The 22,658-nt window shown below is 61.3% G+C and carries 28 protein-coding genes, 2 tRNA genes and 5 pseudogenes; 17 read left to right on the top strand and 18 right to left on the bottom strand.

Annotated features, from left to right (window positions below):
- Positions 1–48: 48 nt before the first annotated feature.
- The 3 genes and pseudogenes from L0A91_RS18165 (at position 49) to L0A91_RS02845 (ending at position 2,604) form a co-directional block, all read left to right on the top strand.
- Positions 49–1,445 (top strand): annotated as a pseudogene (locus tag L0A91_RS18165) (acyl-CoA carboxylase subunit beta).
- Between the two features lie 63 nt (positions 1,446–1,508).
- Positions 1,509–2,147 carry a glycosyltransferase gene (locus L0A91_RS02850; protein ID WP_235245791.1) on the top strand — a complete coding sequence of 213 codons (639 nt, stop codon included), beginning with the start codon at positions 1,509–1,511 and terminating at the stop codon, positions 2,145–2,147.
- Positions 2,137–2,604: a glycosyltransferase gene (locus L0A91_RS02845; protein WP_235245790.1), complete on the top strand. Its 468-nt coding sequence runs from the start codon at positions 2,137–2,139 to the stop codon at positions 2,602–2,604. The genes L0A91_RS02850 and L0A91_RS02845 overlap by 11 nt, the downstream gene beginning before the upstream one ends.
- Before the next feature lie 23 nt (positions 2,605–2,627).
- Here the strand turns inward: L0A91_RS02845 and L0A91_RS02840 are convergent.
- The 4 genes and pseudogenes from L0A91_RS02840 to L0A91_RS02825 form a co-directional block, all read right to left on the bottom strand.
- Positions 2,628–3,130 (bottom strand): annotated as a pseudogene (locus L0A91_RS02840) (DUF3145 domain-containing protein).
- 168 nt (positions 3,131–3,298) lie between these two features.
- The gene (locus tag L0A91_RS02835; protein WP_235245788.1) at positions 3,299–3,748 is read right to left on the bottom strand and encodes a hypothetical protein; all 450 of its coding nucleotides are present in this window, start codon (positions 3,746–3,748) and stop codon (positions 3,299–3,301) included.
- A 12-nt stretch (positions 3,749–3,760) separates the two neighbouring features.
- Positions 3,761–4,405, bottom strand: coding sequence for an FAD-binding oxidoreductase (locus L0A91_RS02830; RefSeq protein ID WP_235245787.1), 645 nt, complete (start codon positions 4,403–4,405; stop codon positions 3,761–3,763).
- Positions 4,369–5,178: an FAD-binding oxidoreductase gene (locus L0A91_RS02825; RefSeq protein WP_235245785.1), complete on the bottom strand. Its 810-nt coding sequence runs from the start codon at positions 5,176–5,178 to the stop codon at positions 4,369–4,371. The genes L0A91_RS02830 and L0A91_RS02825 overlap by 37 nt, the downstream gene beginning before the upstream one ends.
- 93 nt (positions 5,179–5,271) lie before the next feature.
- On the opposite strand from L0A91_RS02825, the pseudogene arsB reads away from it, so the two are divergent.
- From arsB to L0A91_RS02805, 5 genes and pseudogenes are all read left to right on the top strand, one after another.
- Positions 5,272–6,364, top strand: a pseudogene (gene arsB, locus L0A91_RS02820) (ACR3 family arsenite efflux transporter).
- The gene (locus L0A91_RS19470; protein ID WP_397333776.1) at positions 6,361–6,852 is read left to right on the top strand and encodes an ArsR/SmtB family transcription factor; all 492 of its coding nucleotides are present in this window, start codon (positions 6,361–6,363) and stop codon (positions 6,850–6,852) included. Before arsB ends, L0A91_RS19470 begins: the two are co-directional and overlap by 4 nt.
- Entirely contained in the window at positions 6,777–7,346 is a 570-nt protein-coding gene (locus L0A91_RS19465; protein ID WP_397333775.1) for a three-helix bundle dimerization domain-containing protein, read from the top strand. The genes L0A91_RS19470 and L0A91_RS19465 overlap by 76 nt, the downstream gene beginning before the upstream one ends.
- A gap of 11 nt (positions 7,347–7,357) precedes the next feature.
- Entirely contained in the window at positions 7,358–7,765 is a 408-nt protein-coding gene (locus L0A91_RS02810; RefSeq protein WP_235245783.1) for an arsenate reductase ArsC, read from the top strand.
- Between the two features lie 211 nt (positions 7,766–7,976).
- Complete coding sequence (locus tag L0A91_RS02805) at positions 7,977–8,372, top strand: tyrosine-type recombinase/integrase (RefSeq protein ID WP_235245780.1); 396 nt, start codon at positions 7,977–7,979, stop codon at positions 8,370–8,372.
- On the opposite strand, the gene L0A91_RS02800 is transcribed toward L0A91_RS02805, so the two are convergent.
- The 4 genes and pseudogenes from L0A91_RS02800 to L0A91_RS02785 form a co-directional block, all read right to left on the bottom strand.
- Positions 8,369–9,172 (bottom strand): hypothetical protein, encoded by an 804-nt coding sequence (locus tag L0A91_RS02800; protein WP_235245778.1) that lies wholly within the window; start codon positions 9,170–9,172, stop codon positions 8,369–8,371. The two genes, L0A91_RS02805 and L0A91_RS02800, sit on opposite strands and share 4 nt — an antisense overlap.
- Positions 9,173–9,568: 396 nt before the next feature.
- A complete protein-coding gene (locus L0A91_RS02795; RefSeq protein WP_235245777.1) occupies positions 9,569–9,781 on the bottom strand; it encodes a DUF5343 domain-containing protein in 213 nt (70 codons plus the stop codon).
- Positions 9,782–10,151: 370 nt separating this feature from the next.
- Positions 10,152–11,321, bottom strand: a pseudogene (locus L0A91_RS02790) (IS481 family transposase).
- A gap of 90 nt (positions 11,322–11,411) precedes the next feature.
- Positions 11,412–11,485 (bottom strand) — tRNA-Ile (locus L0A91_RS02785).
- 178 nt (positions 11,486–11,663) lie between these two features.
- On the opposite strand from L0A91_RS02785, the gene L0A91_RS02780 reads away from it, so the two are divergent.
- From L0A91_RS02780 to L0A91_RS02765, 4 genes are all read left to right on the top strand, one after another.
- Positions 11,664–12,422, top strand: a complete 759-nt coding sequence (locus L0A91_RS02780; RefSeq protein ID WP_220120766.1) for an amino acid ABC transporter ATP-binding protein — start codon at positions 11,664–11,666, stop codon at positions 12,420–12,422.
- 12 nt (positions 12,423–12,434) lie between these two features.
- Entirely contained in the window at positions 12,435–13,280 is an 846-nt protein-coding gene (locus L0A91_RS02775) for a glutamate ABC transporter substrate-binding protein (protein WP_235245776.1), read from the top strand.
- A gap of 153 nt (positions 13,281–13,433) precedes the next feature.
- On the top strand, positions 13,434–14,036 hold the full coding sequence (locus tag L0A91_RS02770; RefSeq protein WP_311197970.1) for an ABC transporter permease subunit: 603 nt from the start codon (positions 13,434–13,436) through the stop codon (positions 14,034–14,036).
- Positions 14,033–14,932: an amino acid ABC transporter permease gene (locus L0A91_RS02765; RefSeq protein ID WP_235245775.1), complete on the top strand. Its 900-nt coding sequence runs from the start codon at positions 14,033–14,035 to the stop codon at positions 14,930–14,932. The genes L0A91_RS02770 and L0A91_RS02765 overlap by 4 nt, the downstream gene beginning before the upstream one ends.
- 173 nt (positions 14,933–15,105) lie before the next feature.
- Here L0A91_RS02765 and L0A91_RS02760 read toward each other — a convergent pair.
- From L0A91_RS02760 to dnaG, 5 genes are all read right to left on the bottom strand, one after another.
- Positions 15,106–15,178, bottom strand: a tRNA-Asn gene (locus L0A91_RS02760).
- A gap of 100 nt (positions 15,179–15,278) precedes the next feature.
- Positions 15,279–15,833, bottom strand: a complete 555-nt coding sequence (locus tag L0A91_RS02755) for a hypothetical protein (RefSeq protein ID WP_235245772.1) — start codon at positions 15,831–15,833, stop codon at positions 15,279–15,281.
- Between the two features lie 6 nt (positions 15,834–15,839).
- Positions 15,840–16,304, bottom strand: a complete 465-nt coding sequence (locus tag L0A91_RS18160) for a hypothetical protein (RefSeq protein WP_311197969.1) — start codon at positions 16,302–16,304, stop codon at positions 15,840–15,842.
- Entirely contained in the window at positions 16,304–16,720 is a 417-nt protein-coding gene (locus L0A91_RS18155) for a hypothetical protein (RefSeq protein ID WP_311197968.1), read from the bottom strand. The genes L0A91_RS18160 and L0A91_RS18155 overlap by 1 nt, the downstream gene beginning before the upstream one ends.
- Positions 16,678–17,766: a DNA primase gene (dnaG, locus tag L0A91_RS18150; protein ID WP_311197967.1), complete on the bottom strand. Its 1,089-nt coding sequence runs from the start codon at positions 17,764–17,766 to the stop codon at positions 16,678–16,680. Before dnaG ends, L0A91_RS18155 begins: the two co-directional genes overlap by 43 nt.
- Positions 17,767–17,844: 78 nt before the next feature.
- On the opposite strand from dnaG, the pseudogene ligD reads away from it, so the two are divergent.
- Positions 17,845–18,808 (top strand): annotated as a pseudogene (gene ligD / locus L0A91_RS02745) (non-homologous end-joining DNA ligase).
- Between the two features lie 36 nt (positions 18,809–18,844).
- Here the strand turns inward: ligD and L0A91_RS02740 are convergent.
- From L0A91_RS02740 to L0A91_RS02725, 4 genes are all read right to left on the bottom strand, one after another.
- A complete protein-coding gene (locus L0A91_RS02740; protein ID WP_235245769.1) occupies positions 18,845–19,576 on the bottom strand; it encodes a hypothetical protein in 732 nt (243 codons plus the stop codon).
- A 91-nt stretch (positions 19,577–19,667) separates the two neighbouring features.
- The gene (locus tag L0A91_RS02735) at positions 19,668–19,952 is read right to left on the bottom strand and encodes an HD domain-containing protein (RefSeq protein WP_235245767.1); all 285 of its coding nucleotides are present in this window, start codon (positions 19,950–19,952) and stop codon (positions 19,668–19,670) included.
- Positions 19,953–20,049: 97 nt separating this feature from the next.
- On the bottom strand, positions 20,050–20,571 hold the full coding sequence (locus tag L0A91_RS02730; RefSeq protein ID WP_235245763.1) for a hypothetical protein: 522 nt from the start codon (positions 20,569–20,571) through the stop codon (positions 20,050–20,052).
- On the bottom strand, positions 20,568–20,843 hold the full coding sequence (locus L0A91_RS02725; protein ID WP_235245762.1) for a DUF2277 domain-containing protein: 276 nt from the start codon (positions 20,841–20,843) through the stop codon (positions 20,568–20,570). The genes L0A91_RS02730 and L0A91_RS02725 overlap by 4 nt, the downstream gene beginning before the upstream one ends.
- A 24-nt stretch (positions 20,844–20,867) precedes the next feature.
- On the opposite strand from L0A91_RS02725, the gene L0A91_RS02720 reads away from it, so the two are divergent.
- From L0A91_RS02720 to L0A91_RS18135, 4 genes are read left to right on the top strand one after another with little or no spacing between them, the layout of a single operon-like run.
- Positions 20,868–21,461, top strand: a complete 594-nt coding sequence (locus tag L0A91_RS02720) for an antibiotic biosynthesis monooxygenase (RefSeq protein ID WP_235245760.1) — start codon at positions 20,868–20,870, stop codon at positions 21,459–21,461.
- A complete protein-coding gene (locus L0A91_RS18145) occupies positions 21,458–21,628 on the top strand; it encodes a hypothetical protein (RefSeq protein WP_311197966.1) in 171 nt (56 codons plus the stop codon). The genes L0A91_RS02720 and L0A91_RS18145 overlap by 4 nt, the downstream gene beginning before the upstream one ends.
- A gap of 53 nt (positions 21,629–21,681) precedes the next feature.
- Positions 21,682–22,080, top strand: a complete 399-nt coding sequence (locus L0A91_RS18140) for a rhodanese-like domain-containing protein (RefSeq protein ID WP_311197965.1) — start codon at positions 21,682–21,684, stop codon at positions 22,078–22,080.
- Positions 21,984–22,319, top strand: a complete 336-nt coding sequence (locus L0A91_RS18135; RefSeq protein ID WP_397333840.1) for a sulfurtransferase — start codon at positions 21,984–21,986, stop codon at positions 22,317–22,319. The genes L0A91_RS18140 and L0A91_RS18135 overlap by 97 nt, the downstream gene beginning before the upstream one ends.
- On the opposite strand, the gene L0A91_RS02710 is transcribed toward L0A91_RS18135, so the two are convergent.
- On the bottom strand, positions 22,316–22,651 hold the full coding sequence (locus L0A91_RS02710; RefSeq protein ID WP_235245758.1) for an anti-sigma factor domain-containing protein: 336 nt from the start codon (positions 22,649–22,651) through the stop codon (positions 22,316–22,318). The two genes, L0A91_RS18135 and L0A91_RS02710, sit on opposite strands and share 4 nt — an antisense overlap.
- Positions 22,652–22,658: the final 7 nt, after the last annotated feature.

Raw genomic sequence — 22,658 nt, 5'->3', positions numbered from 1 at the left:
CTCCCCTCGGCTGCTTCGTCGCAGGCTTCGGCCGCGGCCAGCGCCAAGGTGAAGCCGCCACGCGAAGACGATCCGCGCTACCCGCGCAAGCGCCTCGAGACGTTCTATGACGACGGCACGGTTGAACTCATCAGCGATGAGGACATGTCCGGCTTTCTAGCCGCCGTTGGCACCGTCAAGGGCACGCGCGTTGTGACCTTCTGCTCCGATGCCACCATCCAAGGTGGCGCCATGGGCGTCGAAGGCTGCAAAGTCATCGTGCGCGCCTATGAGCGGGCGCTCGAGGAGCAGGTCCCGATCGTCGGGCTGTGGCACTCCGGTGGCGCTCGGTTGGCTGAAGGCGTTGTCTCGCTGCACGCCGTCGGCGAAGTCTTCGCCATCATGACGCGGTCTTCCGGTGTTATCCCGCAGATCTCGGTCGTGATTGGTGCAGCCGCTGGTGGCGCCGCATACGGTCCTGCACTGACGGACATCGTGGTCTTGGGGCCCGATGGTCGTGTCTTTGTGACCGGTCCGGACGTGGTCCGCTCGGTCACCGGCGAATCAGTCGATGCGTTGCGCCTCGGTGGCCCAGAGCCGCACGGACGCCGCTCCGGCGTCGTCCACGTGGTCACCCAGACGACCGACGACGCCTACGAGCAGGGCCGCGTGTTGTGCAACCTGCTGGCGAGCCAGGGCGAGTTGAAGGTGGACAAGGTCAAGGACCGCGACCTGGCCTCGACCTTCCCTGAGTCGGCAAAGCGCGCGTATGACGTGCACCCCTCGTCGAAAACGTCTTGGACAAGAACTCTGAGGCCGTCGAGCTCTTCCCGAAGTGGGCACCGAACATCGTGACCACCTTGGGTCGATTCGGTGGACGCACCGTTGGTGTCATTGCCAACAACCCGATGCGCCTTGGTGGCTGCTTGGACTCCATCTCGGCTGAGAAGGCCGCACGCTTCGTTCGGATGTGTGATGCCTTCGGGGTGCCACTTATCGTCTTGGTCGATGTGCCCGGCTATCTGCCCGGTGTTGGCCAGGAATGGGATGGCGTGGTGCGTCGCGGCGCCAAACTGCTGCACGCCTTTGCCGAAGCTGTCGTGCCGCGCGTGACTCTGGTGACGCGCAAGACGTATGGCGGTGCTTATATCGCGATGAACGCCCGCTCGTTGGGTGCCTCGCGAGTCTTCGCTTGGCCCACCGCCGAGATTGCAGTGATGGGACACGTTGCCGCGATTCGCATCTTGCACCGCCGCAAGCTGGCTGAAGTTCCTGTTGAGGAGCGCGCAGCAGCAGAGGCCGAATTGGCTGAAAGCCATGCCAAGATGACGGGCGGCTTGCCACGAGCCGTCGAAATCGGCGTTATCGACGAGATCGTTGCGCCCAAGAAGACCCGCTCTGCACTAGCGAAGGCGATTTTGGATGCTCCGCAATTGCGCGGAAAGCACGGCAACATCCCGCTATAGTGACGAATCTCTAGTCGTCCGTGACAGCCGGATAGCCCCGTCAACCGATAGGTTGGCGGGGCTATGCATATTGTTCGAATTGCCAACTTCGTCAGCCCGACCTCCGGCGGGATCAAGACTGCCCTGCGCGAATGGGGGCAGGTCTATCGCGCACGCGGGCACCAAGTTTCACTGGTGATCCCGGGACCGGGTGAGCCCGAGTCGGAGGAGCCCCAGGGAAAGATTTATCGCGTCGGCGCCCTGCCAGTGGGCTCAAGCGGCTACTCCCTGATCTGGAAGCGCTCAGAGATCACTGCACTGCTTGATCGCTTGCAGCCCGACTCCATCGAGGTCTCAGATCGGTCCACCTTGCGCTGGACGGGAGCTTGGGCGCGTAAGAACGGCGTTGGATCGATCATGATCAGCCACGAAAACCTGACGGGCATCATGGACCGACGCACGCCGGTGCCGGCCAAGCCTGCCCACTTCCTCGCGAATGTGGTGAACGGGCGTAGCGCAAAGGCATACGACATGATCGTGGCCCCCAGCGAATACTCTGCTCAGGAGTTTCACCGGATGGGAGTGCCCGCCGAGGTCGTCCCGCTCGGGGTGGATTTAGAAACCTTCGCCCCGGGGCGCCCCGACCCCCGCTTGATGGTCGACCCGCGCACATCATTCACTGCGGCCGGTTGTCGCCCGAAAAAACCCCCAGTTGTCGATTAAGACAATGGAGGTCCTGCTGCAACGCGGCCACGACGTGGAGATGACTGTTTTGGGTCATGGGCCCATGCGCGACGAGCTGATTGGCATGGCGCAGGATCTGCCGATTAAGTTCCATGCCTACATCACCGACCGGGCAGAACTGGCTCATCAGATGACGTTGGCCGATGCCGCGATTGCTCCAGGGCCAGTCGAGACGTTTGGTCTGGCCGCACTCGAAGCACTTGCCTGTGGGGTCCCTACCGTCTGTCCCGTCGAGGGGGCTTTGGGCGAAGTGGTCGGTGAAGGAGGATTGGCAGCGCGGTCCCACCCGGGCGCCTTCGCTGATGCCATCACGGCGCTCCTGAACGATCCTGCAGCGCGCACCGCGGCGCGAGATCAGGCTGAGCACTTTACGTGGGAAGCATCTGCAGACCACATGCTTGCGGTGCACGAACTCGTGAGTTCAATGCACCGCTAAGCAATTCTGAGTTGACGCCCGGACTAGCCGACCTTGTGGAGCCACTTCACGGGTGCGCCCTCACCGGCGTAGCGGAAGTGCTCAAGCTCGGCATCCCAGGCCGAGCCAAGAGCGACGTCCATTTCTGCAGAGAAGGTGCCCCATTGGCCACCGGCACTGGCCATCATGCTGCGCACCCGGTCTTCATTGATGACAACGTCACCGTTGGCTGACAACCGGGCGTGGTGAATCCCCAAAGCGGGGTGTGCACCCACCGGGCACCATCGGCCCCGCGGCTGGCTTCCTCGACGACCTCATAACGAAGGCCGTCCCAGCCGCGCATGGCGCTGGCAAGTTGTGCACCTGTCCCCTGCTCACCGGTCCACGAAAACTCGGTGCGCATTCCACCGTTTTGGGCAGGCTGCGGGGTCCAGTCAAGAGCGACCCGGGTATCCAGGACGCCTTCCAGTGCCCACGCAATATGCGGGCACAGCGCAGTCGGGGTGGAGTGAATGAACACCACCCCGCGAGTCACAACTCGCGGCATCACAACGGACATCCTGGCCTCCTAGGTTTGAGGGACGTCTTCCCCAACGGCCTCACCTAGCCGACACCACGATCTACGCGTCGCGATACTGCTGCCCTCAGATTGCCACATAGACCCCTCGTGTCACAACTGTTACGGAGAAGTGATCGCGACACGCGGAGCAAATAGTCAGCCGGAGATCGGCCAGTCGAGAGTCACAACCTCTCCCCCATAGCCGAACTCCTGGTCTCGGCCCTCAATCGTCAGGCTGGTTGTCCCCTCGGGAATGTCGACTCCAGACTGCGTGCGGGTGAAGGTCTGCTCGCTGGCGTGGTCGTGACCCAACGTGTGCTCACCGAGAACTTCGCCGTCTTGATCCAGCACCCGCCAACCATCCGCATACCGCTCGGGAGTGTCATAGGGCGATGAGATGGTGACGGCGAACGAGGCCGACTCGCCCGAGGTTGTCGCCTCAACTTCGAGGACGTCTGGAAACTGCTGGCTGGAGTCGACAGCGCCGCTCCCCGGGCTCGACGTTGTCCCGGCGTCGTTCTGGGCAATGGTGGTAGCGCTCTCGCTGGAGCAGGCTGAGAGAGCCAGAGCAGTGGACACGGCGATGAGGGCTAGCGGTCGCTTCATGGCCCTAGTCCATCACGCCGGGCTATCGACTTCACCCGGACCCAGCACCTTCCCTGGGTTCAGGATGCCTGCCGGGTCAAGAGCATTCTTGATCTGTCGATGCATCGAAACGACCGGGTCGCTCAACTCTTCAAGGAGCCCATCGCGTTTCAACAACCCGATCCCATGTTCGCCCGTGATGGTCCCGCCCAACGCGATGGCTTTCGTCATCAACTCTGCGAAGGCAACTTGCGCGCGTGCCTGAGCAGGCTCGTCACCTGGGGGCGTGATCAGCAAGGGATGCAGATTGCCATCTCCGGCGTGCGCCACCGTGGCGATCAAAATATCGTGCTTCTTGGCGATCGATTCAACGGCGACCAACATGGCAGGCAAAGAAGATTTGGGCACGCAGACATCTTCAGAAAGCACCGTTCCCAAGCGCTCCAAGGCTGTATGCGACAGGCGCCGAGCCGCAAATAGCGCTTCGGCTTCGGCCGGGTCGTTGGAGAGGTCAGCCCAGGTCGCGCCCGCCTGGCGGAAACATGTGACGACGGCCTGCGCGGTCTCGTCGCCCTCGACGCCCGCATCATCGACCTTGGCCAGCAGCAGCGCCGCGACCCCCGCGTCGACGCCCATCGGGGTCATGGCCTCGACCGCGGCGATGACGTGCCGGTCCATGAGTTCAAAGTGGACGGCGTAATGCCTGCCTCAGCGACCGCGCGCACTCCTCTCCAGCCGCCCCGACGGACGGGAAGAACCCGACGATGGCCCTGGCTGGCCTGGGGCTTGGCCGCAGTCGCAGGGTGATCTCGGTGATGATCCCCAGGTTCCTTCGAGCCCACCAGCAGGCTGGCGAGGTCATACCCGGCAACGCCTTTGGCTGTGCGGCGACCGACTCGCACCAAATCGCCGGTGCCAGTCACGACTTCTAACTCGAGGACATAGTCGCCAGTCACGCCGTATTTAACACAACACAAGCCACCCGCGTTGGTCGCCACATTGCCCCCGATCGTCGACCAGGCCGAGCTAGCCGGATCAGGCGGATACCAAAGACCTTGCGCGCCAGCTGCCCGACGCAGATCGTCACTGATAACGCCTGGCTGCACGACCGCATATCGCTCGAGTGAATTCACCTCGACGATCCGGTTCATCTCTTCAAACGCGATGACAACCCAGCCGTCGCCAGCATTGGCAGCCCCGGCCAGGCCAGTGCCGGCGCCCCGGGCGACGACGGGCCGACCGTGCGCCAGGCATACCTGCACAACGGCTTGGACCTCGTGAGCGTGGGCAACGATAACGACCGCCACCGGATCACCGGATTCTGCCCAGTCAGCAAAGTCTCGGCTATGCCCGGCCATGATGGCCGCTGACGAAACGAGACGCCCTTGCGTCAATCGCGCCGCTAGATCCTGCAGCACTTGTGCGTCTTGAGATTCGGTGAAGCGCGCCATATCCCGATCCAAGCACGCCAGCGCAAAGAGTGTTCTATGGACACCGCATCGCTTGCGTCCTAATTCGATTCGCTTCAATATAGATACATGTCAATGCAAGCATCTGTTGCGGCCACGCCCTTTGCCCCGAAGCAACTGTCAGCGTTAGATAAGTGGCTGCCAGCCTGGATTGGCTTGGCCATGGTCGCCGGGCTCTTGCTCGGCCGCTTCATCCCCGCAATCTCTGACCTGCTAGCCAGCATGGAGGTGGGCGGCATCTCCATCCCGATCGCCATTGGTCTCTTGGTGATGATGTATCCGGTTCTGGCCAAGGTCCGCTATGACAAGGTCGCGGCAGTCACCGGCGACAAGCGGCTGCTGGTTTCCTCACTTGTGCTCAACTGGGTTCTTGGCCCAGCGCTGATGTTTGCTCTGGCTTGGATCTTTCTGGCTGACCTGCCTGAATACCGCACTGGCCTGATCATCGTGGGCCTGGCACGCTGCATCGCCATGGTCGTGATCTGGAATGACCTTGCCTGTGGTGACCGGGAAGCCACCGCGGTGTTGGTGGCCATTAACTCGGTCTTCCAGGTCTTCGCTTTGCGCTGCTTGGTTGGTTTTATCTGACTGTGCTCCCCGGTTGGCTCGGGCTGGACACCCAAGGCCTGGAGGTTTCGACCTGGCAGATCGCCCTCAACGTGCTGATCTTCCTGGGTGTGCCGTTGATCGCCGGCTTTGCCTCACGGTGGATCGGTGAAAAGCGGCGCGGACGTGAGTGGTACGAGGAGAAGTTCCTACCCCGCATCGGCCCCTGGGCTCTGTACGGCCTGCTCTTCACGATCGTTTTGCTGTTTGCGCTGCAGGGTGAAGCCATCACCTCGAACCCGCTTGATGTCGCTCGCATTGCCCTCCCGCTCTTCGTCTACTTCACCGTCATGTGGTTCGCCGGCCTGCTGATGGGCAAAGGCCTGGGCCTTGGGTACGCCCGCTCAACGACACTGGCCTTCACCGCGGCCGGCAACAACTTCGAGTTGGCCATCGCTGTCGCCATTGGCACCTTCGGGGCAACCTCAGGGCAAGCCTTGGCTGGTGTTGTCGGGCCACTCATCGAAGTCCCGGTCCTTGTTGGGCTTGTCTATGTCTCCTGTGGGCAGCCAAGAGTTGGTTCAACACCGACCCGTATGCGAGCCAACGGAAAGTCTCATGACCGACCTGGTCAGCACCGAGGCTGACTGCGGGCCCACGTCAACGAACGCGATGGGGACGGAGCAAGCTGGCGCACTCGCAGGCGTGCTGAAGGCACTGGCTGACCCGTTCCGGCTTCGGATGCTCTCAGCCATTGCCAGTGATCCGCGTGGCGAGTCGTGCGTGTGCGACCTGGCAGAGTTGGCGGAGGTGTCGCAGCCGACCGTCTCGCATCACCTGAAAGTGCTGAAGGACGTCGGGGTGCTCACAGCTCAGCGGCGTGGCACTTGGGTTTGGTATCAGGTGAACCCAAGCCATCGGGAAGGCGTCACCTTACTGCTGAGCACTTTGCTGCCCAGGCACTGCGGTCTAGCGCCCCGGCCGGTCCGGCTAATCGGGATCTTGACGCGCAGATCTCCCGTTTGGGCGAGGATTTGGCATCGTCGCATCCGTCGCTACCGCGCGAGACAGTGGTCGGGTTGGTGCGAGAGTCTTACGCGTCGCTGCTGAGCTCGGCTCGGATCAAGACCCACCTCATACCTTTGACTGAGCGGTTCGCGAAGCAACGGTTGGCCGACATCACCAAAGATCGAGACTCGGCAAGGCCCCAAGTCCTCTTTGTTTGCGTCGCCAATGCTGGTCGGTCGCAATTGGCGGCCGCGCTCACCCACCATCTCTCTGGTGGCTCAGTCATCGCACGCTCTGCTGGCTCATCCCCCGCGGATGACCTGCATCCGCACGTTCGTGAGCTGATTGACGAGATTGACGGCGTTGAGGGGCAAGAGACCTTCCCTAAGCCACTCACCGACGACGCGATTCGTGCATCAGATGTCGTCATCACCATGGGCTGCGGCGACGTATGCCCTGTCATCCCGGGAGTTCGCTACGAGGACTGGGCAGTTGGTGACCCTGCCCTTGCTTCCCGCGACGGAGTGATCGCGATCCGTGATGACATTCAAGCCCGTGTTGAAAACCTGCTGAACACCCTCAAACCCACGTCCTGAAAGAAGCCACCATGACTGACGCTCAGCCCAAGCCCTCTGTTCTCTTCGTGTGCATCCACAACGCGGGCCGCTCACAAATGGCAGCAGGCTTCTTGCGCCACCTCGGAGATGGCCGCATTCACGTCCGCTCAGCTGGGTCCATGCCTGCCGACAAGATCAACCCGGTAGCTGTCGCAGCGATGGCGGAGGAAGGAATCGACATCACTGCGGAGCAGCCCAAAGTGCTCACGCCAGAAGCCGTGCAGGCCTGCGATGTTGTGATCACCATGGGGTGTGGGGATGCCTGCCCGTTCTATCCCGGCAAGCGATACGAAGACTGGAAGTTGGACGACCCCGCCGGCCAAGGCATCGAGTCGGTCCGGCCTATCCGCGATGCCATCAAGGCACGGATTGAAGAGTTGATTTCTTCGTTGCCCTGAGGGGCACCTGTTCTCGGTTTTCAACGGGTGGGCCAGGTGGGGCTTGAACCCACGACCGACGGATCAGGAGGCTTTGCGGAGGCGAGTCCGGGAGCGACCAACTCGGCCCGGTTCTCACCAACTTTGCCATTTTGCCTGCCCCAATATACAGAAGAGAGGCGCGGAGCAGGCAGCCCAGTCGACGCCGAAGTCCCGCCGATCAACGCGCGACGTGCCACTGGTCAACCGTGCCCTCACAGCAGCGCTGCGCGAGTACCTCTTCGCACACCCCAACCGCGCGAATCCCGACGCGCGGCTGTGGCCGGGACGGATGCCCGGTACGCATGCCGTGGACTTCACGAGAGTGTTCGACGTGCAGTCTTTCCGCCGCGATTACCTCCGGCCCGCGCTCGCGATTGCCAATCCACCGCCGATGCGCTTACACGATCTCCGCCACACCTACGCGAGCCTGATGCTTGCCGTAGGCTTCCGGCCGTACGAAGTGAGTCGCTGGCTAGGCAAAGCGAGTCTCGCAACCACGGACGCTATCTACGCTCACATGTACCCCAGCGACTACGCGAGCCACGTCGACCGCTTCGAGGCGTTTGTGGCGAACACCGTTCGCTAATTGCTCAATGCGTCGAGCAGTCCCATAAGCAGTGCGAGTCTGTCGTTCGCAATGGCACTTTTCGGTTTAGTGGAAGAGCGCTTAACCTCGTCAAGGACCGCCGAGTAGTCCTCAAACTCAGCCGATTCCGCTGACTCCGACCGCTTGTCGCTAACTCCGAGCGAAGCCGCGACTGTTGGCGGCAGTACCGGTACACGGCCAAGCGCGGGCTTGTCATAAAGCGGTTGGCCGGTCAATGTACGAACAAGGCTCTCGAAAGAGTCAGCGTCCTCCGGGTCGACCCAGAAACGCGAGGCTCGCATCAAATCCTTGGGAATCGCTGCATCATCCTGTGATGGCAACACAACGAGCATGACTTTTCTCTGCCAGTGATTTTGATCGACTTGGAAGAGACCCCTAAGCGCGTCTGCTTCGGCTACCGCCCCCGCGCCAACATTTGCACTATTGGCACCGGACCAGCGCTGGGCCCAAGCCTCCGAAATCGCGACAATTACATAGTCTGCGCGCTCAACAGCCGCAGGCCCGAAACGTGTCCAATCGATTGCAGCCTCGTGAGCATGAAAGAGGTCTAGGTCGGCATCTATACCGTTGGCGCGAAGTCCTGCCGTGAATTCAACAACTTCCTGGGTCCACTTAGCGGCCTCTTCATCGGACCAACCCTCACCACGATGCGCCCAACTAACTAACGCGGTGGGGGCGCTAATTCCCGCGGCCAGTGCCGTCGGTCGTTCTTTGGTATCACCATCGGTGTGTGCTTGGCGCCAGGCTCCGTGCGGAGATTTGGGCCGCTTTGGCCGCACGCGTAATCCTTGGGTCAGCCTTAAGCGGTGCCATAAAGGTGCTTCGCCATACTCGCGAAAACTGAGTCAATCTGCTCAGTTGAAGCATCTGCGGAAATGTGAACTTGAACGTCTATGTGAAGGTTCGGCTGACTTCGGTCCGATTTCCCACTCAGCGTGGCGGCGTTCTGCCCTCCCTCGGGCTCCGCCGCCTTCGCAGTCTTGCCCTTGGGCTTGGCAGGTTTAGTGCTCGTCGTCTTCTGTGTGCTCGCAGTGCCCCCGCCATTATCTGAAGCAGATTTACTGCGCTCTGCCGACGGCAGTTCACCGGACACCAAAGACAAATAAAAGCGCGCCTGGGTTCCGGAGGATGCCTGACCTCCCCGGTCTCCCGCATGAACCAGTTCGTAACTTCACTCACATTTTCGGACGGACCAGGAAAAGTTCACGCAGTTCAGCAGGGTAGACCGAATCAACGATCTCCTTCACCGCGTCTACGTACTCCGCGTCCATCCGGTATCTTTTGGCCAAGTCCTGAGGCACACCCTCTGCGTCAATCAATCCGACGGTACGAAGTTGAGGGATCAAGTTTTTTGCGGCCTTTTCGGTGTTGTATCCAAGCACAGACATGAGATACGACGCCGTGACCTTGGTCGGAAGCGTTTTCTGGAAGCGCCGACGCAACTCGCCCCAGACGTTTGTGGAGATGTAAGGGTACGACTTTGTACCGGTGTCCGCTTCTGACATGTGTCTCCCCCATGAATCGATACCAGTTGCTAGCCCTAGGTTAGCGCTGACCTGTGTCAAGGGTAACGCGCCACGCCAACCTTCTCGATACAGGCGGCGCTGAAGACTTCACGTTGGTTCCAGGGCATCTGGAGGGGTTTTCAAACCACAACCGTGTAACGTCCGTCATCTTGCCATCTAGCAGGTGGGCCTGTGTAGCTTCGGGTCATGCTTTACGTGACTATGTCGGGTGTTCCTTGACACTCCTTGCGGTTTAGTCTGCCTGCTTTGTCTTGCTGAGCGCACCTCCTAGTGGTCGTTTGTTCTGGACTGGGCCCTTGCTTTGCCGGGCCACGGTGCGCAAGAGGTCGTTACCGATCTAGAGCTGCAATACTTTCTCGCCGACATGAATATCGCAATGTTCACCGGCGCGATGACGCCCAACACTGACTTGCTGCCAGGACACGCACACCACGCCTACCGTGGAGACTTTCCTCGCAACCCAGCCTGGGTCCGTGCGTTGCGCGATGGCCGCGACCTCACGCCGCGTGAGTGGTTGATACCGCTGTTGCGGGGGTATCTATACCTAACGACTGATGAGGACGATCCCGGTAACCTCAGGCGTCTAACTCTGCGTGTGCTTGGCGCATGCTCGGGAAGATTCGCCCCGTCAGGAACTCATCACGCAGCGAACGGTGAAACCGCTCAATCTTGCCCGTCGTTGTCGGGGATCGAGGTTTCGTCAACAAGTGCTTGATCCCGTTCTCCCGGCAAATTCGGTCAAACAACACCTCCACCGGCGGCTGATTGAACCGGCCCGTGAACACCTTCCCGTTATCGGTCAGGATCTGTTGTGGCGCTCCGTGCTTACGCAAAGACGCATCCAGCCCGTCACACACTGCCTGCGTCCGCTCCCGGCGCATGAGCATGGCACTGATACAAAACCGGGAATGGTCATCCACCCCGGTTAAGCACTTCAGCATCGACCCGCCTGTGAGCCCGAAACCACCAACTACGTCGAACTGTCACATCTCGTTAGGCTCGCCACGTTCCCAACGTTTCCACTCCCGGACCCTGCGCGAGCGAGGCCCTGGCTCGATCAACCCAGCCTGGCGTAACGCGCGATACACCCCGGACTCAGAAGCAACCAAGCCCATTCTGTTGATCTCGAACACGATCCTGCGCGGACCCCACCGCGGGTGAGTCCGCCGCGCTTCCAACACTGCGACTTCAACAACTGCATCCATCTGATGCGGAGACCGACCAGGACGGCGCGAACGATCAGCCAGGCCTTCCAGCCCGCCCTCTTCATACCGAACTACCACGCATGCAACGTCTGTCTCGACACACCCCAAGCCTGAGCCACCTCAGAAACTGGCCGGCCATCAGCAATGACCGCCAACACCGCTTTATACCTCTGCTCCGCCACACTCATCTCCCTCATACAAAAGGAGTGTCAAAAAACAACCGAAGTAGCTGTCAACCATCAGTCGAAATACTGTCAAGCATCAGGCGAAGTAACACACCTAGAGGGTGGGCCAGGTGGGGCTTGAACCCACGACCGACGGATTATGAGTCCGCTGCTCTAACCGGCTGAGCTACTGGCCCGAGGCGCTGGCAAGTCTGTCAGCGCCTCACACATTCTGCCTTACCCATAGCGGTCTGAGCGCCTTTGGCTCCACCAAACATGGCGTAATGGTCTGTCGGAATCTCGCAGGACACAATTTGGTATCGGGATTGCCGAACATGCACCAAAAACGTATGCAACTGTGTACGTTCCAGAAATATGACCTCTTCCGCAGCAGCGTCCCAGCCACTCGTGGTGATGGAGAACGTCAACAAGCACTTCGGTGACCTGCACGTGTTGCAGGACATCAACCTTTCGATTGCCGAAAAGGAGGTCGTCGTTGTCATCGGGCCTTCCGGCTCGGGCAAGTCGACCCTCTGCCGGACCATCAACCGCCTAGAGACCTACGAATCTGGGTCGATCACGATTGGTGGCGAGCAACTTCCCCAAGAAGGTAAGGAGTTGGCTCGCCTGCGCGCCGACGTGGGCATGGTGTTCCAGTCGTTCAACTTGTTCTCACACAAGACGATCCTGGAAAACGTGACACTGGGCCCCATCAAGGTGCGTGGGATCAAGAAGGCTGAAGCCGACAAGACCGGAATGGAACTGCTTGACCGGGTCGGCGTGGCCCACCAGGCCAAGAAGTATCCAGCGCAACTTTCTGGCGGTCAGCAACAGCGTGTCGCTATCGCTCGTTCTCTGGCCATGAACCCCAAGGTCATGCTCTTTGACGAGCCGACCTCGGCACTTGACCCCGAAATGATCAACGAGGTCCTCGAAGTGATGACCTCCTTGGCCAAGAGCGGTATGACGATGATCGTGGTCACCCACGAAATGGGCTTTGCGCGCCGTGCCGCAGACCGTGTCGTCTTTATGGCCGACGGCCAGATCCTCGAGCAGAACATCCCTGAAGAGTTCTTTAACAACCCGCAGTCCGACCGTGCCAAGGACTTCCTTGGCAAGATCATCACCCACTGAAGGAGACCCCCTATGAAGCGTGCAACATTCCGTCTCGCTGGCGTCCTTGCTGCCTCGTCCCTCGCCCTGGCTGCGTGCGGTTCTGACGATGGCGGCTCGGATGACGCCGGCTCCAGCGAAGCCTCCGGCGACGGCATCACCGTCGGCATCAAGTTCGACCAGCCTGGTCTTGGCTTGAAGGACGGCGACAACTACTCCGGTATGGATGTCGACACCGCCATCGCCGTTGCGGCCGAGCTTGGCTACACCGAAGACCAGATCACCTGGAAGGAGTCGCCTTCCGCACAGCGCGAGACCCTCTTGGAGACCGGCCAGGTCGACATGATCTTCGCCACCTACTCGATCACCAACGAGCGCAAGGAAAAGGTCCAGTTCGCTGGTCCTTACTTCGTTGCTGGCCAGGACCTCCTCGTCTCCGCTGACAGCGACATTGCCAGCCTCGACGACCTGGATGGCAAGTTGCTCTGCTCAGTCACCGGCTCTACCTCGGCTAACAACGTGAGCGACGCAGTACCCGGCGTTCAGCTGCAGGAATACGGCACCTACTCCGAGTGTGTCTCGCAGTTGGCCAACGGCACCATTGACGCACTGACCACTGACGACACGATCTTGGCTGGCTACGCCGCCCAAGAGCAGTACGCGGGTCAGCTCACGGTTGTCGGCGTGCCCTTCAGCGAAGAGCGCTACGGAGTTGGCCTACCCAAGGAATCCGAGCAGTGCGAAGAGATCAATGAAATCGTCGCCGGCTTCTGGGAGGACGGCACGATGGACCAGATCATTGAAGACAACTTCGGTTCGGACTACAGCCCCAACGCTGACCTGAACCCGCCCCAGGAAATGGGCGTTGACTGCGGCTGATTAGTACCACGTCAAATCCGGCTGGCTCACCGAGAGGTGGGCCAGCCGGACTGCCACTACTGCACGAAGGAGAGACATGTTTGAGCTGATTGAACAGTTCAACGTCCTCGATGCCTTCTGGGTCACCATTAAGTTGGCCTTTTTTCGGCAATCTTGGCCCTGATCTTGGGCACCATCATGGCTATTTTTCGGCTGTCGCCCGTCGGCGTACTTCAGCGCTTCGGTGCCGCCTACGTGACGATCTTCCGCAATACTCCGCTGACGCTCATCATCCTTCTGTGCAGTCTGGGCTTGTGGGGCCAGTTGGGCTTTGAGCCCGCTTCCCGCGACTCAGATACCTTCATCGTTGACCTGAACTTCCGCCTGGCGATCATCGGCCTCGCCGTGTATCACGCAGCGTTTGTGTGTGAGGCCATCCGAAGCGGTGTGAACACCATCCCGCTGGGGCAGGCTGAGGCTTCTCGCTCATTGGGGTTGGGCTTTCTCCAGGGTCTGCGTGAGGTCATCCTCCCCCAGGCATTCCGAGGCGCCATCACACCGCTGGGCAACGTGCTCATCGCTCTGATCAAGAACACCACTGTTGCCGTGGCCATTGGTGTCGCAGAGGCCGCCTATGCACTGCGAAACATGATGGAGTTCCGGCCGGACGTGTTCCTGTTGAACTTCATGGTGATCGCGATCGGGTTCGTCATTTTGACCCTGCCCACTGGGTTGTTTATCAGTTGGGCATCGCAAAAATGGGTGGTTCGCCGATGAGCGCACAACAAGTCCTCTTTGACGCTCCTGGCCCTAAGGCCATCGCGCGCTATCGCATCCTGGCCGTAGCCGGCCTTGCCCTCCTCGTCGGCATTCTCGGCTTCATCGGATTCCGGATGTATGAGAAGGGCCAGTTGACTGCTGAAAAGTGGTCCCCCTTCATCGACCCCAACACCTGGACCAACTACTACATCCCCGGCTTCTTGGACACGATTCAGGCCGCTGCCATCGCCATCGTGATGTCGATGATCTTTGGCCTCCTGTTGGCCATGGGCCGCATGTCCGACATCAAGCCGGTCAAGTGGTTCTTCACCGCCTGGGTCGAGTTCTTCCGGGCTGTTCCGGTGCTGATCATGATGATCTTCACCTTCTATTACCTTTCGAACTCGTCCTGGACCCCAGACAGCTGGAACCCATTCATCGGTGTCATTGCCGGCCTGGTTCTCTACAACTCGGCTGTCATTGGCGAGATCATTCGCAATGGTGTGCAGTCGCTGCCCAATGGTCAGCGTGAGGCAGGCCTGGCAGTTGGTCTGAGCCCGTCCAAGACACGACGCTTGATCTTGGTGCCACAGGCCCTGACATCGATGCTCCCGACCTTGGTCAGCCAGGTCATCGTGGTCCTCAAGGACACCGCCCTGGGTTACATCATCTTGTACCCAGAGCTGTTGACCCGGGCCCGCCAGTTGGGTTCGGCCGAGGCAAACGTGCTGCCCGCATACATCGTGGCGGCCGTGCTGTTCATCATCATCAACTACGGACTGAGCCGCCTGGCTGAGTACGTGGAGAACCGTCAGCGCGCCAAGAACGCGGGCGCAGCAAAGAAACCCGACGATGAGAAGAAGGCCGGGCCACCCGTGGTTAATCAAGACCCGACGAGCCAGGCGCAACAGTGACGAGCCACCTGTAGCAAGGTTCTCGAAGTGAAACACACGAAAGGCCCGGACCGCTTAAGGTCCGGGCCTTTCGTGTGCTCGTTCACGACTGGCAGGACTCCCCCAGCCCGCCTTCCCTACAACAAAGAGGGCCTCCGCTCAGCTTTCGCTAAACAGGGACCCTCTTTGTCTTGCTCCCCCGACTGGACTCGAACCAGTAACCTGCCGATTAACAGTCGGCTGCTCTGCCAATTGAGCTACAGGGGACTATCTTTGCCGCGTCAGCAGCGAGTCAGACTGTATCAAAACCCGGCCCCGCACACGAATCAGCAGGTCGCTGATGCTCAGTGCCGTTGCGCCACAGGAGTCACACCGGGCTCAGACCAGCCTGGCCCCGCAACTCTTGCCGGATCTCTTCCGTGGCGGCGGTCAATTCTGGGTCCACTCCATGAGTGGCTGGACCCAAGATGACCTGGTCAATTAACTCCCTGGTGGCCAGCACCTTGCGGATCGTGATGCGCGCCGTGCGCTTGCTGCCAAGGTTGACTTCGCGCACCAAGATCACGCTCGCGGACACTCGCTCGCGGAAGACTTCGGGGATCCGGCCGGGTCCGGTCACTTTGCGCAGTTGCCATTGCAGACCGCGCACGCTGTCGATCCAACTGGCCGACAGGGTGAAGGTGTCCGGGTCCCACGAGCCAGTGTCGACCTCGTGCCACTCGCGGTTGACCTGGACGTCGCCGTTCTCCGCCATCGTCAGGATCCGATAAGTCGTGAGAACAATCCAGACGCCGGTGTTGTCCTCCTGGGCCGAAGCCAGGACCTTCTCCCCACGCGTCAGCTCAGGTTGGCACTGGGCAGGCAACTCGGGCACCTTCGTGTCGCGAAGAGGATCTTGCTCACGGGGCTTTCGCTTAAACACGTGCAGTTACTCCATCCCGGCCCGAAGTTGGGCCCGTTCACGGTGCAGTTGGGTCAAGGTTTCGCTGAGTCGGCGTGCCAATTGATCGTCGTCGCCAGCCCGCTGAAGGGCGCTCATGGCGTCGGCAATCTTGCGACTCACCACGCTGTCGCGGACCCGATGGACAAGCGAATCCGCATACCTCTCGGGCGGGAGCCCGGTCTCAGCCTCGAGGGTCACAGGGAGCGAGGCGACAGCAATTTCTGGGAGCAGCTCAGCAACGGCAGGCGCGGCGTGACTGGCTACCGCGTTGGCCCAACCTCGGGCACTGAACTTGGTGGCCTCAGCGAGCCCGCCCGCCGCCACAATGGCATCCCAGATTGCGCGGTGCGCAGGTGCAGTAAAGGCGTCAGCGGGCAACAGTTGGACTTCATCAACCAACAGTGCGTCCGGGTATTGCAGAATCACCTGCAGCAACTGACGCTCGGCCATCACGACCGGGTTTCGCAGGTCGGGGCGGGCAGCACATGCCGCACCTCACGCTCTGGCTCATGGTCCCCGCCAGCAGACTGGGCCTGACGCGAGGGTTGTTGCGGATGTGCCGCAGCGGCACGTCCTGCCTTAGCCACTTCACGACCGAAGGTGTCGACGTCCATGCCGAGCCAGCCAGCCACACTGCGGACATACTCCACGCGCAGGGCCTGGTCACGGATGCTGCCAACAATCGGGGCGACTGCCCGCATCGCCCGCACCCGATCCTCGGCGCGGTTGAGGTCAAAGGCAGCGAGTCGCGTGCGCACGGCAAACTCAAACATTGGCTGAGCGCCGTCGACCAGGGCCTTCACCGCATCGGCCCCTTCTGAGCTCAGCAATTCATTGGGGTCTTGCCCGGCGGGGGCAACAGCCACAAACGACTGCGAGGCCCACCGCTGGTCTTGGTCAAAGCCTTCATCGCGGCCTTTTGCCCAGCCGCATCGCCGTCAAAGGTGAAGATGACCTTGGCCGGGTCGGAGCCTGGCTCATCACGCAAGATCCGACGCAGCACTTTGATGTGGTCAGTGCCAAACGCCGTGCCGCAAGTAGCGACCGCTGTCTCAACACCGGCGAGGTGCGCTGCCATCACGTCGGTGTATCCCTCGACGACGACAGCCGTCCGCTGCTGGCTCATCGGCTTCTTTGCCAGGTCGATCCCATAGAGCACGGATGTCTTCTTGTAGATCGGGGTGTCCGAAGTGTTGAGATACTTCGCCTCGATGCGGTCATCGTCATGAATGCGACGGGCCCCAAAGCCAATCGTGTCGCCGGTGATGTCTCGGATAGGCCAGACCACCCGCCCCCGAAAACGGTCATAGAGCCCTCGTTGGCCGCGGCCAACGAGGCCAGCCGTGACCATCTCCTCGGTGCTAAACCCCTTGCTCTGCAGCTCGGCTGCCAACGACGTCCCGCCACCGGGCGCATACCCCACACCAAAGGTGGCGGCCACGGACCGATCGAAGCCTTTGGCCAGCAGGAACGCTCGGCCAGCCCTCGCTTCTCCCGAGTCGACGAGGGCTGCGTGATAGTAGTCGGCGGCCACGCGGTGCGCCTCCACCAACCTGGTTCGCTTGCCAGGAGCGGCACCATCGCGGGGTCCCCCACGCCCGTTGCTTTCCTCATACCTCAGGGTGATCCCCAGTTGCCCAGCGAGCCGCTCGACAGCTTCGCTAAACGTCAGGTGATCAACTCCCATCAGATAGGCGATCACGTCGCCGCCTTCACCGCAGCCGAAGCAGTGATAGACGCCCAGCGCGGGGCGGACAGTGAAAGATGGGGACTTCTCGTCGTGGAAGGGGCATAGACCTTTGAGCGACCCCATGCCGGCCTGGCGAAGGGTCACTTGCTCGCGCACCACATCTTCAATGTTGGCGCGTTCTTTGACTGTCTGGACGTCCTCAGCCTTGATCAGTCCTGCCATGAGTGCAGTATCTCAGGACTTAGCGAACTGTGGTGCGGCTAGCCCCACAAGCACTCGTTCACGTGGCAAAGTGACTCTATGCCTAGCGCCGCGAGCCCCGCCTTGGAACTGCCGGTCGGCGATCGCCTGGTGCGGATCTCGAACCCGGAACGGGTCTACTTCCCCGCGTTGGGACTCACCAAACTGGATCTCGCGCAGTACTACCTCAGCGTGGGCGACGGGATCGTCAACGCGCTCCGCGAGCGCCCCTGCATGATGCATCGCTTCCCCAAAGGATTGGACGGCGAGAAAGTCCACCAAAAACGGCTCCCCGCGGAGCCCCCGATTGGGTTGAGACGGTGAAGATTCACTTCCCACGGTGGAACCGGACCGCCGATGAGCTGACCGTCACTGAGTTGGCCAGCGTGATCTGGGCAGTTCAAATGAGCACCGTGGAGTTCCACCCTGGAACAGTCGACGAGACGACGTCGAGCGACCTGATGAGTGGCGCATCGACCTCGACCCTGGCGAGGAGACCGACTTCGCGACTGCGCGCCGTGTTGCCTTGGTTGCCCGCGACGTGCTCGATGAGTTGGGTGCCGTTGGCTACCCCAAGACCACCGGCAGCAAGGGCATCCACATTTACGTCCGCATACCCCCAGAGCATTCGTTTGCCGATGTGCGACGAGCCGCGTTGGCCTTCGCTCGTGAGGTTGAGCGACGCACCGATGAAGCAACGACGACCTGGTGGCGCAAGGACCGCGACCCCAAGAAGGTCTTCGTCGACTACAACCAGAACGCTCGAGACCATACGATCGCGAGCGCCTATTCAGTGCGTGGAGTGCCTGAGGCGCGAGTGTCGGCGCCACTACGTTGGGATGAGGTCACCGACTGTGCGCCCAGCGACTTCACCGTGTTGACGATGCCTGCCCGCTTTGCCGAGTTGGGCGATCTGCACGCTGACATTGATTCCACACCGTTTGATATTGCTCCACTGCTGGAGTGGGCCCACCGCGATGAGGCCGCGGGCAAAGAGACACCCCCAGAGCCCGAGGCTAGCTAGCCCCGCAAACTTTGATGTATGCCGTAGGCCCGCATGTCAGAACAAGCTCGCCACCTGGTCAATCACCGCACGCCGAGCGGCGACCTCATCGCCCTGAGCGATGGCCTCTTCGCGAGCATCGGCGTGGATCTCATCCAATGACTCCGGGCGCTGCGTGAAGTGCTGGACCAGCTCGGTGATGACGTCGGTTTGATGTGCCATCACACCGCGCCGCTCATCGCTCAACATCACATAGTGAGCAGCTGCTGCTTTGAGGACTGCCGTTTGAGCGCGGAGATAGTCGGGGACGACGACATCTGCTGCATAGCGAGCCAGGTCACCTGGGCCGGCTTGCGCTCGCGTCGCATCGTGCACGCCCCGGACGAAGTGACCCACCAACCGGCTAGTCATTGCCTTGAGCGCTGCAAGGCCTGCCCGATTCGCCTCGTGCTTCTGCGGGATCCAGTCAGTATCGAGCAACGTCTGGAACTGCTCTTGCAAGAGCTCAGCTGAGAAGTCAGGCAGGTACCAGCGCTGGGCTAGCGCAACAACGAGCGCCTGTTGGTCAGGGTCACGCAGCGCTCGCAGATCAATGCGCCCAGAGGTCACCGCGTCTTCGACGTCATGCACGCAGTAGGCCACATCATCTGACCAGTCCATAACCTGAGCCTCAACGCATCGGCGCTGGTTCCCCTCGCCAGCGTCCCCCTGTCGCACCCATTCGTATGCCTCCTCGTCATCTGGATAAAACCCAAACTTCCCCGACCCCGCCACGTCGCCACGCCCCACGGATACTTCACGATTGCGTCCAAACTCGCTCGGGTCAGGTTCAATCCGGCCGACCTGCCATCGGGGTGCAGACGCTTAGCCTCGAGCCGGGTCAGCACTCGCAAGGTCTGGGCGTTGCCCTCGAAACCGCCGACGTCTTGGCTGAGCCGAGCAAGGATCGTTTCTCCGTGGTGGCCAAAGGTGGGTGCCCCAGGTCGTGCGCCAGGCCAGCCGTGTCGACGATGTCGGGGTCACACCCCAGCGCCGAGCCCAACTCTCGCCCGATCTGGGCAACCTCTAGAGAGTGCGTCAACCGGTTGCGGACGAAGTCATCGGAGCCTGGCTGCACCACCTGCGTGGTCAGAGCCAAGCGGCGTAGACCGGCTGAGTGCAGCACTCGGGCTCGGTCCCGCGCAAGTTGGTCCGGTCCCCCCGACCGGCCTCATGGCCCTCTGTCAGCCAACGCGCAGTGTCCGACTCTCGGTATGGCAGCGTCACGGGTTGACCCCAACCTGCTCGCCGGTCTGTGCCGCCTGCGTGCCAAGCAGTCGTCCGCGCAACCTCGTCACGGAGTCTCGGATGACCGGCAGCACCGGACGCACAGGCACGTCGCGATACCCGCCCATGGCCAAGCCAGCCCTGCGTTCAAAAACGCTTCGCGCGGCCCTGTCCCCCGTCCGCGCCATCGACCAACCCATCGAAGCGACATACAAGGGCAGGAACGGCAATCCGCCACACCAGGCCCACTGCCTTGAGTGTGCCTCTTCATGCTCCAACAGGCGTGGTCGGCGTGCGCACAACTCGTTGAGATCGTGCTTGCTGATCACCACGTCTCCGACGGTGAAAGCGCTCGCCACGGGGAAGTCATACCGATAGAGGTCTGCGAGATACAGCGCGTCTGGGCCACGGCGCAGTCGGCCGCCACCGACTTTGGCCACGGCAAGGCCCAACGGCGTCGAAAGATTCAGCCAGTTGGCTGCCCGGCGGATCTTCACCCGGCGGCTCAGACCGCTCATCCGGTGGTTCCAAACCGGGCAGCAGAGCGCGCCTTGGCTTTTATCGCTTCTTCTTCGCGGTCCTTTGGCGGAGCCGTCGTGACCAGCGAATCTAGCAAGCGCTGAGTGGCCTCACCAATCTCGGCAACCGCCCTGTCATAGGCGGCCTGGTTGGCCTGAGACGGCTTGGCCGCACCACCGATCTTGCGGACATATTGCAGAGCGGCAGCCTGCACTTCATCCGACGTGGCGGGTGGCGCGAAGTTGTGTAGTTGGCGAATGTTGCGACACATACTGCTCACCTTAGGCTGTAGGACGTGAGCAACACCGTGACAGTCAGCATCATCAGGCAAGTAGATCCAGAACAAGCCGACCGAATGGTGGCCTGGATCAACGCTGGTGCCTCCCTCGCCGAGCGATTCCCCGGATACCTCGGTATGGGGTGGGTCCGGTCAGGAGTGGAGTCCAGTCGGTGGCACATGCTCTTTCGGTTTGAGTCCCAAGACTTGCTGGATGCCTGGAGCGAATCAGAGCAGCGCCGCTGGTGGCTTGATGCAGCCCAAGGGATCGCCGAAGCAACATTTGTTGAGCAGCGGACAGGCATTGAGGGCTGGTTTGATGACCCGACCTCTCAGGACGTCGCTGACTTGCGCCCCGGCCCCAAAGCCCCACCACGGTGGAAGCAAGGCATCGTCATTTGGATGGCCTTCTTCCCGCTGAGTTTGCTGACCACCTGGCTACTCACCTTTGTCCTACCAACGGACTTCAACCTTGTTTTGCGGGTCCTGCTCAGCACCTTCATTCTCACTCCGATCATGACCTACTTCGCCTTGCCAGGCATCACCTCAGCGATGAGTTGGTGGTTGCAGGGGCAACCGGCCCCATGGCGCAAAGAAAGGCAGAAATCATGACCTCTCCCTTGATCTCGGCAGCAGAATTGGCTGCATGGATTGACTCCGCTGAGCCTGACCAGCGTCCTAGCCTTGTCGATGTTCGTTGGAAGCTAGGGCACAGCGGCGCGGGGAACCGTGGGGACTACTTAGCCGGCCATCTGCCTGGGGCTGGTTCCTTGACTTAGAGACTGGCCTATCGGGACCGGTGGGGCCTGGTGGCCACGGTGGGCGCCATCCGATGCCTTCGCTATCGGCTGCCAGTGACGCCTTCCGGGCCGCAGGTATCGACCAAGACCGCCCGGTGGTTTTCTACGACGCGGCCTCATCGCTCGGAGCAGCACGTGCGTGGTGGGTGCTTTCCTACTTTGGCCACAGCAACATCCGCGTCCTTGACGGCGGGTTAGCAGCCTGGACCAAGGCCGGGTATGCGGTGGAAACCGGGCCGGTCGAAGTGGCCCGTGGGAATGTGGCGCTCTCCCCGGGCACCGAGCTTTACGCGAAGCCGACGACTTCATCGCCGGTGTTGAGGTTGGCAGTCTCATTGATGCTCGCCCTGCGCCGCGCTTTCGCGGAGAGACTGAGCCAATTGACCACACCGCAGGTCACATCCCGGGTGCCGTCAGCTTGCCCACGCTGAACACGGTGGCCGACGACGGGCAGTTCTTGGACCGCGAAACCCTGCGTGAGATGTTCTCAGCTGCCGGCATCGCCCAGGGGCCGGTCAGCACCTACTGCGGGTCCGGCGTGCAGGCAGCCCATCTGGCGTTGGCCCTCGAAGCGTCGGGTCACGACGGTGAGGCTGCCGTCTATATCGGCAGCTGGAGCGATTGGATCAGCGATCCGGCCAGGCCTATCGCCAGCGGAGCGGAAGGCTAGCCCTGGGCTAGCGGTCCACGCCACAGGCTGTCGCCGCTGTGCCGAGTGTCGCCGTCATACGACTCCCGAGTGACCTCAACAACGGGGAACTCAGACGGAGAGAAATTATCGGGCAAGACGTAATTTGACTCGTAGCCTTCGAGGAGGCCGATCGGCAGCATTCGGTCGCCAGCGTCGTCGAGGAGCCACACCTCCAGGTAGCCGTCGTCCATCTCAGGCAACTCTTCAACGTTGAGGTCCAGCAGCACGCGGTCGCCCTCGACTGTGACCGAGCAGACGATCGGTCCCATGCCTGCCATGAGTGGTGCCAATTGGCTCTCGGAGCCAGCCATGGTTGGG

Origin of the sequence: Ornithinimicrobium sp. INDO-MA30-4, from assembly GCF_021535045.1 — a bacterium.
Lineage (GTDB): Bacteria > Actinomycetota > Actinomycetes > Actinomycetales > Dermatophilaceae > Ornithinicoccus.
Note: the sequence above shows the minus strand (reverse complement) of the source record. Positions and strands in the feature narration are given on the sequence as shown.